Source organism: Roseomonas aeriglobus (assembly GCA_016937575.1).
Lineage (GTDB): Bacteria > Pseudomonadota > Alphaproteobacteria > Sphingomonadales > Sphingomonadaceae > Sphingomonas > Sphingomonas aerigloba.
In genome coordinates, this window is sequence record JAFHKN010000002.1 from 1,224,494 (window position 1) to 1,236,453 (window position 11,960).

10 protein-coding genes are annotated in these 11,960 nt (G+C 66.3%); 4 read left to right on the top strand and 6 right to left on the bottom strand.

The window, feature by feature from the left end; all coding sequences use genetic code 11:
- Positions 1-117 precede the first annotated feature (117 nt).
- The 4 genes from JW805_06365 to JW805_06380 form a co-directional block, all read right to left on the bottom strand.
- Positions 118-633, bottom strand: coding sequence for a hypothetical protein (locus tag JW805_06365; GenBank protein ID MBN2971638.1), 516 nt, complete (start codon positions 631-633; stop codon positions 118-120).
- Positions 634-707: 74 nt separating this feature from the next.
- Entirely contained in the window at positions 708-2,147 is a 1,440-nt protein-coding gene (locus JW805_06370; GenBank protein ID MBN2971639.1) for an AMP nucleosidase, read from the bottom strand.
- Positions 2,148-2,244: 97 nt separating this feature from the next.
- Positions 2,245-2,544, bottom strand: coding sequence for a hypothetical protein (locus tag JW805_06375; GenBank protein ID MBN2971640.1), 300 nt, complete (start codon positions 2,542-2,544; stop codon positions 2,245-2,247).
- Between the two features lie 114 nt (positions 2,545-2,658).
- Entirely contained in the window at positions 2,659-3,141 is a 483-nt protein-coding gene (locus JW805_06380) for a peroxiredoxin (GenBank protein MBN2971641.1), read from the bottom strand.
- Between the two features lie 474 nt (positions 3,142-3,615).
- On the opposite strand from JW805_06380, the gene JW805_06385 reads away from it, so the two are divergent.
- The 4 genes from JW805_06385 (at position 3,616) to JW805_06400 (ending at position 8,802) form a co-directional block, all read left to right on the top strand.
- On the top strand, positions 3,616-4,176 hold the full coding sequence (locus JW805_06385) for a YqgE/AlgH family protein (GenBank protein ID MBN2971642.1): 561 nt from the start codon (positions 3,616-3,618) through the stop codon (positions 4,174-4,176).
- Positions 4,177-4,243: 67 nt separating this feature from the next.
- Positions 4,244-5,662 carry a DUF4139 domain-containing protein gene (locus tag JW805_06390; protein MBN2971643.1) on the top strand — a complete coding sequence of 473 codons (1,419 nt, stop codon included), beginning with the start codon at positions 4,244-4,246 and terminating at the stop codon, positions 5,660-5,662.
- Entirely contained in the window at positions 5,662-7,197 is a 1,536-nt protein-coding gene (locus JW805_06395; protein MBN2971644.1) for a hypothetical protein, read from the top strand. The genes JW805_06390 and JW805_06395 overlap by 1 nt, the downstream gene beginning before the upstream one ends.
- A 183-nt stretch (positions 7,198-7,380) precedes the next feature.
- Positions 7,381-8,802, top strand: a complete 1,422-nt coding sequence (locus JW805_06400; protein MBN2971645.1) for an adenosylhomocysteinase — start codon at positions 7,381-7,383, stop codon at positions 8,800-8,802.
- Positions 8,803-9,028: 226 nt separating this feature from the next.
- Here JW805_06400 and JW805_06405 read toward each other — a convergent pair whose 3' ends face one another.
- Positions 9,029-9,505, bottom strand: a complete 477-nt coding sequence (locus JW805_06405) for a hypothetical protein (GenBank protein MBN2971646.1) — start codon at positions 9,503-9,505, stop codon at positions 9,029-9,031.
- A 1-nt stretch (position 9,506) separates the two neighbouring features.
- Positions 9,507-11,900 carry a M1 family metallopeptidase gene (locus JW805_06410; protein MBN2971647.1) on the bottom strand — a complete coding sequence of 798 codons (2,394 nt, stop codon included), beginning with the start codon at positions 11,898-11,900 and terminating at the stop codon, positions 9,507-9,509.
- Positions 11,901-11,960: the final 60 nt, after the last annotated feature.

The following is an 11,960-nucleotide window of genomic DNA, read 5'->3' on the forward strand; positions in this document are numbered from 1 at the left end:
ATCTGTTCCCCGGCAAAAGGCCGGGGCTCAGTTACCAGGCGCCAGATGGTCGACCGACTACGCGCCTCAGGGTTGGCTGAAACTGGACCCCGGCTTTTCGCCGGGGAAAAGTTACGGTTAGGCGTCTGTCTTGTCTTTTGCCGAAACCGGCTTGCCGTCTCGCACCGCGTACAGGATCCCGCCGACCGTGGCGGCGATCGCTGCCGCGCCGCCGATCAGCGCCGCGAAAAAATTGCGGTCGCCCATCTTGTCGCGCGTCTCCGAGACTTTCTGGGCTGGCGCGGATTGCGCAACCGAGCGACGGGCGCTGCTCGCTGCGTCGGATACCGTTTCGGCCGCCTTGGTCGCCTGACGAGACACCTTGGTCGCCGCCGACTTGGCTGCTGTCGTCGCACTCGTCGCGGCGGTGGGCTTTGCCGCTGCGGTGGTCCGACGCGACGACCCGGTCGAAGCGCGTTTGGCCGGCGCCTTGCGTGCGGGCTTCGGCGCCGCGGTCGCCGCCGTTTCGCCTTCGTCCTTCGCAGCCGCGGGCGTCTTGGTCGCGCGCGGGGTCGCCGTGCGGGTCGTCTTTCGGGTTCCCGTGGCGGCCTTGCGGCGGGGCGGCGGTGCGGGGGTCTTGGGCGTATCGGCCATGGCGGTCGCTCCGATGAAGATCGTTTCGCCGCCAACGCCTAACAAGCCAAGGGTATCCCCGCAATCTCGTTACATCAGCGGAACGGCGGCTCGCTGAACGCGCGCAGCTTGCGGCTGTGGAGCTTTGGACCCTCGCGGCGCAGCTCCTCGCAGGTTTCGATGCCGATGCGCATATGTTCGTTGATCGCGCGTTCGTAGAAGCGGTTGGCCTGACCCGGCAGCTTCAGTTCGCCGTGGAGCGGCTTGTCCGAGACGCACAGCAGCGTCCCGTAGGGCACGCGGAAGCGATAGCCCTGCGCGGCGATCGTCGCGGATTCCATATCGATCCCGACCGCGCGGCTGAGCGAGAATCGCAGTGCGGACTGCGAGTAGCGCAGCTCCCAGTTACGGTCGTCGGTCGTGACGATGGTGCCGGTGCGCAGACGACGCTTCAGTTCCTCGCCCGACTGGCCCGACACGGTCGCCGCGGCACGCGCGAGCGCCTGCTGCACTTCGGCGATCGCCGGCACCGGAATTTCCGGCGGAAGCACGTCGTCGAGCACATGGTCATCGCGCAGATAGGCGTGAGCAAGCACATAGTCGCCGATCCTCTGCGAGGGGCGCAGGCCGCCGCAGTGGCCGATCATCAGCCACGCTTCGGGGCGCATCACCGCCAGGTGATCGCAGATCGTCTTCGCGTTCGACGGGCCGACGCCGATGTTGACCAGGGTAATGCCGGTGCCGTCGGCGGCCATCAGGTGATAGGCCGGCATCTGGTGCCGCCGCCACGCGCTGCTGTCGCCGGCGATCTTGTCGACCTCATCCGGCGCGGTGATGACGATCCCGCCGGCGCCCGACAGACCGGTGAAACGTGAATCCGGCCCCAGCTGCGAGGCGCCCCAGCGGACGAATTCGTCGACGTAGCGGTGATAATTGGTGAACAGCACATAGCGCTGGACATGCTCCGGCGGCGTGCCGGTGTAGTGGCGCAGGCGAGCCAGGCTGAAGTCGGTGCGTAACCCATCGAACAGCGCCAACGGGCGGACGCCATCGACCGATTCCCACATGCCGTCGGCGATCTCGTCGCCGATGTGCGCGAGTTCGGTCGCCGGAAAATGGCGGGCAAGCTCGAGCGCCGAAACCTCGTCCAGCGCCAGCGCATGGCCGGGATCGAGGACATAGGGGAAGGGGATTTCCTGCCGCCCTTCGGCGGCCGAAACCTCGACGTCGTAATCCTCGATCAGCAGAGTCAGCTGTTCGATCAGATAATCGGCGAAGATCGCAGGCTTGGTGACGCTGATCGCATAGTCGCCGGGAGTCACCAGCCGACCGAACGAGCGGAACGGGGCGGGACGGTCGGCGCCCGGACGGAATGTCAGGCGGATCTCGGGATAGGCGAAGGATCCGTCGAGCCGCGCTTCGGGCGGGGGCGGGGTGCCATCGGTAAGGTAACGGGTCAGTGCCGATTTCAGACGGTCGACCGAGGCGGAATAGAGGCGGTCGAGTTCGGCGATAATGTCAGATGCTTGAGTCATCGAGAAGCGTTACGCCGCACGCGTTACGCTGGCAAGACTCGCGAAACCGGGCGACCCGTATCGGCCCGCGAGGGACCGATACGGGCCGCAATCCGGATCAGTTTTTGGCGGCCGACGACTTGGCCGGGGTCCGCTTGGCCGGCGCTGGCTTCTTCGTCGCCGTATCGTTCGACGACTTCGACGCCGACAGCTTAGTCGCGCCATAAGCCGCACCGGCAACGGCGGCAGTCGCCCCGGCGGCGATCGCGGCGGCCGTTTTCGGATTCGCCTTCACGGCGTCGACGGCAGTCTGCACCGCGTCGGTCACCGCGTCCTTCGCGTTGGCGAACAACGCCTGACGGCCCTCGGTCGTCGTCACCGAGCTCTTGCTGGCGTTTTCGGTCGTGGTCGTGGCCATGAGATACTCCATTTCGTTACGCGGAGGGATCAACCCCATGGCTGGCGCTCGGTTCCCGAAGGAGGGGGCGAGACGCCCCTCGTGGATGGCCTGCGCAACCCACGAGCGACGGCATTACATAGTGTCCAGCAGATGCTCGGCCGAGCTCACCTTGAACTCGCCCGGTGCCTCCACATGCAGCTGCTCGACCACGCCGTCGTTGACGATCATCGAGAAACGCTGGCCGCGGGTGCCCATGCCGAACTTAGACCCGTCCATCTCCAGGCCGGTGGCCTTGACGAAATCGGCGTTTCCGTCCGCAAGCATCGTCACGGTGTCGCCGGCCTGGTTCGAGGCGTTCCACGCACCCAGCACGAACGCGTCATTGACTGCGGTGCAGGCGATTTCGTCGATCCCCTTCGCCTTCAGCGCGTCGGCCTTTTCGATGAAACCCGGCAGGTGCTTGGCCGAACAGGTCGGGGTGAAGGCACCGGGTACCGAGAACAGCGCGACCTTGCGCCCGGCAAAGAACTCGTCGGACGTCACGCCTTCCGGCCCGTTCTCGGTCGCCTTGGCGAAGGTCACGCTGGGAATACGGTCGCCAACCTTGATCGTCATGTCGTGATCTCCTGTCCTGCCGGCACCGTCGTCCGGCCATTGTCGGTCGGGCGCACCTGTGGACGACGCGCAAAATTTTTCAAGCGGTGGCGGCACCGCCAGCGGCGGGCTGGCGACTGTCCTGTGGAGATAGAAGCGTCGTGACGGAGCCGATTTTGGTTCGGGGCAAGATGTGAGGAGTGGAGCGATGCTGATGCATCGTGACCGACGAGCGACGCCGCCGGGGTCCCCACGAAGTGATACTTTGTGGGGTGGCCCCGCCCTGGGGCAAGATCGGTCCGCCGCTTCGCGGTTGCCCTGTCGCGCCCGCCGGCTGCGTCGGGGTTCCCCGCAAAATATTACTTTGCGGGGGCCCGGCCGCGAGCCTTGCAGGTAGCGCCGCTACCTGCCGCGACACGCTCCTTGCCGGACAAACACAACGGGGCAATCACGATGCTTCTATCTCCGCAGGACAGACCCTATGTTCAGACACTGATGCAGACCGCTACCTTCCTGACCGGCCAGTTCCTGCTTGCGATGCCCGGCATCGGCGACCCGCGATTCGAACGCGCGGTCATCGCCATGTGCACCCATGACGAGAGCGGGGCGCTGGGCATCGGCATCGGCACCATCGTCGACGGGCTCAGCTTTCACGACATGTTGAAGCAACTCGATATCGCGCCGGGCGACACGCCCGACGTGCCGGTCCATCTGGGCGGCCCGTGCGAGACGCGGCGTGGCTTCGTGCTGCACTCGCGCGACTGGAGCGGCGCGGATACGGTCGATGTCGCGGGGCGCTGGTCGATGTCGGGCACGATCGACGTCCTGCGCGCGATCGCCGATGGCACGGGGCCGCGGCGATGGCTGCCGGCGCTCGGCTATGCCGGGTGGGACGAAGGGCAGCTGGACGAGGAGATGCGGCGCCACGGTTGGTTCAACGTCGCCGGCGACGACACGCTGTTGTTCGATACGCCGGCCGGCGACCGCTGGACGGCCGGTTTCGCGCGCGAGGGCATCGACCCGCGTATGCTCGCCGCAACGACGGGCACGGCCTGACAAGCCATTGCCGGGCGCGGTCCGCTGCGTCATGCTCCACGGCATCGTATTGCGCGGAGTCTTGTCGATGTCGAAAGCGATCCTGGCCAGTGGCCTGTTGATGCTGGCTGGTCCGGTTGCGGCGCAGGAGGACGTTCCCGCCGCGGCATCGCCCGCGACCGCGCAGGGCGATCTGTCGGTCACCATCTACAACAACGACGTGGCGCTGGTGCAGGACATCCGCCGCATCGACCTGCCCACGGGCCGCACGCGCCAGGCCTTTCCCGATGTCAGCGCGCAGATCCGGCCCGAGACAGTGTCGCTGAGCGCACCCGACGCAGGCGTCGTCGAGCAGAATTTCGACTATGATCTGCTGAGTCCCACCAGCCTGATGGAAGCCGCGGTCGGCGAGACGCTGACACTGGTCCGTACCAACCCGGCGACCGGGGCGGAGACGCGTGAGCGGGCGAAGGTGCTGGCGGTGAACGGCGGCGTCGTGCTGCAGATCGGCGACCGGATCGAGGTGTTGCGCGACGACGGCCTGCCGGTGCGTGTCGTGTTCGACAAGATTCCGCCCAACCTGCGCGCGCGGCCGACGCTGTCGGTGACGCTGGCGAGCGAGCGAGCGGGCGTCCGGCCAGCGACCTTGTCCTATCTCACCCGCGGCCTCGGCTGGCAGGCCGATTATGTCGCACTGTTCGATGACAAGGCGGGAACGATCGACGTCCAGGGCTGGGTGACGCTGCGGAACACGACCGGCACGACCTTTCAGTCCGCCCGGACCTTGCTGGTGGCGGGCGACGTTGCCTCGGCTACGGACATGCAGAATTCCCGCCCGCGCACGGTGCGGCAGCGGCCGCTGCGTCAGGCGGGGACCGAGACGGCCGCGCGCGAGCAACTGGGCGACTTCTACCTCTATCCGCTCGCCGAGCGGACGACCATCGCCGACAAGCAGACCAAGCAGGTCAGCTTCCTGGACGTAAAGGGGGCGGCGGCGACGTCGGGCTATGAGTTCGTCAACGGCTGGCTGAACTCGACGCGCGAGCCGGTGAGTGCGGGCTCGATGCTGCGCTTCGCCAATTCGCGCGGCGGGGGCTTGGGCGACGCGTTGCCGGCGGGGACGGTGCGGGTCTATGTCCGCGATGCGCGGGGCCAGGCGCAATTCACGGGCGAGAATGCCATCGGTCATACACCGCAGGGCTCGCGGATTGCGCTGCGCACCGGCGACGCCTTCGATGTGAAGGTGCAGCCGGTGGTCGAGGAGCGGACGCAGCTCGGCTCGGATCGCTGGCGCACGCGGATGCGCTATACGGTGACCAACGCGCGGCCGCGGCCCGTGACGGTCGATGTGGTGCAGGGCGGGCTCGACTGGGGCTTCGCCGACACGCGGATAACCCAGGAAAGCCAGAAGAGCGTGCGCCGCGATGCCGATGCGACGATCTGGTCGGTGGCGGTGCCGGCGAACGGCACGACCGTGGTTACGGCGACGTTCGAAACCCGCTACTGATGTTCTGGCTGGCCGCCCTGCTGTTCGGTGCGGCGCACGTCGCAGCTGAACCGCCGACCGTGAAGGCATCTGCCCCGACCGACATCGCGGTGACGGTCTATCGCGATCCCTATCGTGGACGTGACGGCACGATCGACCGGCGTAACCCGAACGGCTTTGCGCTGATTTCCGAAACGCGCACGGTGAGCTTGCCCGCGGGCGAGTCGACGGTGCGGTTCGAAGGCGTGGCCGACGGGATGATCCCGGTCAGCGCGGTGATCGACGGCCTGCCCGGGGGCACGGTCGAGAAGAATCGCGACGCGCGGTTGCTCTCGCCCGCCGCGCTGATCGACGGGACGCTGGGCCGTCGCGTGACGCTGCGCCGGACCAACCGCGCGACCGGCGCGATGCGCGAGGAAGAGGCGACCATCGTCGGGGGGCCGCAGCCGGGCGTCGTGCTGCGGACGGCGAGTGGGATCGAGACGCTGAAGTGTAGCGGGCTGCCCGAGACGCTGGTCTACGACCGCGTGCCCGGCGGCCTGTCGACCGATCCCGTGCTCAGCGTTACGACGCGCAGTCCGCGGGCGGTGACGGCGAAGGTGACGCTGTCCTATCTTGCGACCGATTTCGATTGGGGGGCGAGCTATGTCGCCACGCTGAAGCCCGATGGATCGCGGCTCGACCTGTTCGCATGGATGACGCTGGCCAATGCCAACGCGCAGCGTTTTCCGGCGGCGACGGTCAACGCCGTCGCCGGACGGCTGGAGCGGCGGTTCTTCCGGCAATATCGCTATCCGACGCCGTCCCTTTTTCTCCAATGCTATCCGCTGGGCACGACGACGTCCGATCTGCCTGAGTATGGACGCGAGGCGGCCGAAGACATTGTCGTCACCGGCAGCCGGATGATGCGTGCCTTTGCCGATGGGCCACCGCCGCCGCCACCACCCCCGCCGCCAGCGCCCGCAGCGCCACCACCGCCGGAGGATCTCGGCGACCTGAAACTCTATCGTGTGCCAGAGCGGGTGGAGGTCGCGGCGAACCAGCAGAAGCAGGTGGCGCTGTTGAGGCGGGACGGCGTCCGCTTCGAACGCGTCTACGCCGGGCAGGTGTTGTCGGGCGCGACCGGAAGCTGGCCGATGGCGATCGAGCTGCGGATGAGGAATGATGCGGCGGGCGGCCTCGGCGTGCCGCTGCCGGCTGGAAGTACCGCGCTGTACGGCGATCGCGATGGTGAGCGGGTGCTGCTCGGGCTGGGACGGCTCGACGATACTGCGGTGGGTGGCAAGGTTCGGCTGAGCGCTGGCGTAAGTTCGCAGGTCATGCTGGCGCAGGCCTTCGTCGGTGGCGCGGGGGCGCTGACGGTGACGAACGCCAATCCGGCGCCGGTCACGGTCGAGGTTCGCGTCGGCGGGGCGGGGGATACGGCGATCGGGGGCTTCTCGGCCAACGTCGCAAAGGTCGATGGGGTCTGGACCTGGATGGCAGCGGTCCCCGCGAACGGGCAGGCGACGTTGTCGTATCGCGTGGAGGATCGGCGGAGTCGGGCACGGAAGTAAATTCCGTGCCCTTTCGTCGGGCGGCGCTACGGAGCCGCCGGCCGGCCGCCGGAGCAGCGCATCGCGTCGCTTGCGCTGGCGCCCTTCGGCTCTCCGGTGGCATATAAAGAATCCTTTATATTTGCCTTTGCGCGCCTTTCCGGCTAACGGCGCCCGCATCAATCCAGTTTCGGAGACATCCAAGTGGCCACCGCCCCCGCGACCCGCGCGAACGATTACGTCATTGCCGACATCAGCCTCGCCGAATTCGGCCGTCGCGAAATCGAGATCGCCGAAACCGAAATGCCGGGCCTGATGGCGCTGCGCGAGGAATTTGGGAGCTCGCAGCCGCTGAAGGGCGCGCGCATCACTGGCTCGCTGCACATGACGATCCAGACCGCGGTGCTGATCGAGACGCTGACCGCGCTCGGCGCGCAGGTCCGTTGGGCGACCTGCAACATCTATTCGACGCAAGACCATGCCGCCGCCGCCATCGCCGCGACGGGCGTGCCGGTGTTCGCGGTCAAGGGCGAGAGCCTGGCCGAGTATTGGGACTACGTCGGCGACATCTTCAACTGGGGTGCGGACGGCGATGGCACCACCGCCAACATCATCCTGGACGACGGCGGCGACGCGACGATGTTCGCGCTGTGGGGCGCCAAGCTCGAAGCCGGCCAGACGATGGGCGAGCCGGAGAACGACGAGGAAGTCGAATTCCAGCGCGCGCTGAAGGCGTTCATCGCCAAGTACCCGGGTTACCTGACCGAGACGGTGAAGAACCTGAAGGGCGTGTCGGAAGAGACGACGACCGGCGTGCACCGCCTGTACGAGATCGCGAAGAAGGGCGAGCTGCCGTTCCCCGCGATCAACGTGAACGATTCGGTCACCAAGTCGAAGTTCGACAACCTCTACGGCTGCAAGGAATCGCTAGTCGACGCGATCCGTCGCGCCACCGACGTCATGCTGGCCGGTAAGGTCGCCTGCGTCGCCGGCTTCGGTGACGTCGGCAAGGGCTCGGCCCAGAGCCTGCGCAACGGTGGCGCTCGCGTGCTCGTGACCGAAATCGACCCGATCTGCGCACTGCAGGCGGCGATGGAAGGCTTCGAGGTCGTGACGATGGACGAAGCCGTCGAGCGTGCCGACATCTTCTGCACCGCGACCGGCAACGCCGACGTCATCACCGCCGAGCACATGGCGAAGATGAAGCCGATGTCGATCGTCTGCAACATCGGCCACTTCGACAGCGAGATCCAGATCGCCGCGCTGTCGAACTACGAGTGGACCGAAGTGAAGCCGGGCACCGACCTGGTGAAGTTCCCGGACGGCAAGCAGATCATCGTGCTCGCCAAGGGGCGCCTGGTGAACCTGGGCTGCGCGACCGGTCACCCGTCGTTCGTCATGTCGTCGTCGTTCACCAACCAGACGCTCGCGCAGATCGAGCTGTGGACGGCGGGCGAGAAGTACGAGAACAAGGTCTACGTCCTGCCGAAGCACCTCGACGAAAAGGTCGCAGCGCTGCACCTGGAAAAGCTGGGCGTGAAGCTGTCGAAGCTGACCCCGAAGCAGGCCGGCTACATCGGCGTGCCGGTGGAAGGCCCGTTCAAGCCGGATCATTATCGCTACTAAGCTGGCGATCCGACCGAAACAGTGCGGGGCGGGGGAGCGATGGCTTTCCCGCCCTGTTTCGTTTGTGGCTGAATCTAAGCCGCTCCCCTTCAGGAGTTGCAGGTCGGTCAGGCCCCCTGACCTAAACGATGCGGGGCATCGTTTACCTGCAACTAAGTTGGGGTAGGGCGGTGCCGCACCCGGTACGCTCGTGGATAGGCCCCTCCCCTGAAGGGGAGGCGAGAAATTACGGCAGCGTCACCCGGTGCGCCGCCCCGTCGCTGACCACCAGCGTTCGTACCGTCCGGCCGCGGCGAACCTCGACCTGGTTGGTCTGGCGCGGATAGACGTCGCGCAGCACCGACGATCGCACCGTCAGCGCTTTGGTCCCCGGTTGAACTTTGCCAGTGAAGGCCACGCGGACTTCCTGCGCGTCGATGTCGACCTTACCCGGCGTCAACGCGACCGCGCCCTTCGCATCGCTCAGCACGAAGCGCCGCCCGAGATACGCAACCAGCGCCCGCACGGCGTCGGGGTCGTCCAGGCTCGCCTGCGCGTTCGGCGCGATCGAGGACAGCGCAGGTTCGATGTCGTGCGCCTCGAACCGGTGCGACACGGTAACCGTATTCGCCGCGCCCAAAGTCACGACGGTCAACGCATCGTGACCGCGGTGCGCAGCCGCGGGGGCGGCGAGAAGGGCGAGGGCGAGAAGCCAGCGACGCATTTCAGTTCCCCGCATTCGGCAATGTGCGGAGCGACCCCGGCAACACCTTCACGTCCGAATCCTTCATCCGGTTCGGGATGCTGGTCGGCTCGTCGATGCTCAGCGTCTTCGTCTCGATCCGCCCGTCGAAGATGTTGTTCGACCGGTCGGCGTCGGCCGTTTCCCACAGCGGATCGAGCTCGGCGCGGGTGACGGTCTTCGGCGTCACCAGCTGCCACGTCACGCGGCGGCTGTCGTGGCGCCAGATTTCGGCGGGGATACGCTTCGTTTCGGTCGTGCCGTCCGCGTAATCGACCTTCAGGATGACCGGCATCACCAGCCCGCCGCGGTTGGAGAAGGTGAAGCGATAGAAATTGTCCGTCGTCGCACGCGCCGCGCGCTCTTCCGGCGTCAGGTCCGCGGCCGCTTCCGCCGCCTGCCGGCGCTGCTTCGGCGTCACGGTGAACTCGTCGGTTTCGTTGTAGAAGTCGCGGGTCGCCGGATCGCGCTCGACGACCGTTCGCTCGGTGTTGCGCGAGGCGGTCAGCGACTTGGGCTCACTTTGGCGGATACGGCGGCGCTCGGCGCTTTCGGCCACCGGGTCACCCCCGTCGATCCGCGCCCGTACGACTGAATCGAGCGAGATGTCGACATGGTCGGTCGTGTAGAACCACCCGCGCCAGAACCAGTCGAGATCGACGCCTGAGCTTTCCTCCATCGTCCGGAAGAAGTCGTACGGTGTCGGATGCTTGAAGCGCCAGCGGTTGGCATATTCGCGGAAGGCGCGGTCGAACAGCTCACGCCCCAGGATCGTCTCGCGCAGGATGACCAGCGCCACCGCTGGTTTCCAATAGCCGTTCGCGCCGAACTGCAGCACCGAATCCGACTGGGTCATCAGCGGGACCTGGTTCTGCGAGAGCATGTACTCGGCAATTCCGCGCGGTTCGCCGCGGCGGGAGGGGAAGTCCTTGTCCCACAGCTTTTCGGCCTGGAACTGCAGGAAGCTGTTCAGCCCCTCGTCCATCCACGTCCACTGGCGCTCGTCCGAATTGACGATCATCGGGAAGAAATTGTGTCCGACTTCGTGGATGACGACCCCGATCAGCCCGTATTTCGCGCGCTCGGTATAGGTGAGTGCACCGGTTTTCTTGTCCTTCACCGGTCGTGGGCCGTTGAAGGAAATCATCGGATATTCCATCCCCCCGACCGGCCCGTTGACCGACTGCGCGACCGGATAAGGATAGGGGAAGGAGAAGCGCGAATAGACGTCGATCGTGTGGGCGATCGACTTGGTCGAATAGGCGTCCCACAGCGGGCGCGCTTCCTTGGGGAAGAAGGACATCGCCATGACGAGCGGCTGTTCTGCGCTGTCCTGTTTCACGCCCATCGCGTCCCAGGCGAACTTGCGGCTGGAGGCCCAGCCGAAGTCGCGGACGTTCTGCGCGGCGAAGCGCCACGTCTTTTCACCTGCTGCCTTGCCGCGCTCGGCGGCTTCGGCTTCCTCGGGCGTAACGACATAGACGGGGGCAGTGGCGGTCTTCGCCTGCTCCAGGCGCTGGCGCTGAGCGGGGCTCAGGATCGTGTCCGGATTCTGCAGCACGCCGGTGGCCGAGACGACATGGTCGGACGGCACGGTCAGATCGACGCGATAGTCGCCGAATTCCAGGGTGAACTCGCCGTTGCCTAGGAACGCCTTGTTGTGCCAGCCTTCATAGTCCGAATAGACCGCCAGCCGCGGGAACCACTGCGCGCCTTCGAAGATGCAGTTTCCGTCCTCGCCCTGTGCCGTGAAGCATTCATAGCCGGAGCGCCCGCCGACGACCTTGTTTTCGACCATCGGGAACGACCAGTCGATGGTGAAGGTCACTTCGCCGCCATTGGCCGCGACCGCCTGGGGTAGCTCGATCCGCATCAGCGTATCGGTGAACGAGAATTTGAGCGGGTTGCCGGCCGCATCGCGGACCGCAGCGATGGTGAAGCCGCCCTCCCATTCCTGCATTCGCTTCACGCGGCGGATTTCGCCGAGCGTGATGCTGTCGCCACCGGTCGTCTCGGTCATCGCCGCGATCGACGAGCGCTTGTAATCATTCTGGTCGAGCAGCAGCCAAAGATAGGGCAGCGCGTCGGGCGAGTTGTTGCGATATTTGATAGTCTGGCGACCGGACACCGTGCGCTTGGCTTCGTCCAGACGAGCGGTGATGTCGTAGTCAACTTTCTGCTGCCAATAGCGATAGCCCGGCGCCCCGCTGGCGTTGCGATAGTCGGTCGGGGTCGGCCAGTCCTCGCCCTCCAGCTGGCGGAACTTGTCTTCGAAATTGCCCTTGGTCTGGCGGAGCGCTTGCGCGGCGGCGGGGGCGGACAGCACCAGCGTGGCGGCAAGGGCGGCGAGCCCCGCGCCGTGAAACTTTCCGGTCAACTGCAATCTCCCTCTGCGCCTTTGACCCAAGCCTAACAGAGACAGTGTAACATCCGCAAT

Coding starts and splice junctions, on each gene's coding strand:
- JW805_06365 (MBN2971638.1), bottom strand. CDS start 633: ATGGCCGATACGCCCAAGACCCCCGCACCGCCGCCCCGCCGCAAGGCC.
- JW805_06370 (MBN2971639.1), bottom strand. CDS start 2,147: ATGACTCAAGCATCTGACATTATCGCCGAACTCGACCGCCTCTATTCC.
- JW805_06375 (MBN2971640.1), bottom strand. CDS start 2,544: ATGGCCACGACCACGACCGAAAACGCCAGCAAGAGCTCGGTGACGACG.
- JW805_06380 (MBN2971641.1), bottom strand. CDS start 3,141: ATGACGATCAAGGTTGGCGACCGTATTCCCAGCGTGACCTTCGCCAAG.
- JW805_06385 (MBN2971642.1), top strand. CDS start 3,616: ATGCAGACCGCTACCTTCCTGACCGGCCAGTTCCTGCTTGCGATGCCC.
- JW805_06390 (MBN2971643.1), top strand. CDS start 4,244: ATGTCGAAAGCGATCCTGGCCAGTGGCCTGTTGATGCTGGCTGGTCCG.
- JW805_06395 (MBN2971644.1), top strand. CDS start 5,662: ATGTTCTGGCTGGCCGCCCTGCTGTTCGGTGCGGCGCACGTCGCAGCT.
- JW805_06405 (MBN2971646.1), bottom strand. CDS start 9,505: ATGCGTCGCTGGCTTCTCGCCCTCGCCCTTCTCGCCGCCCCCGCGGCT.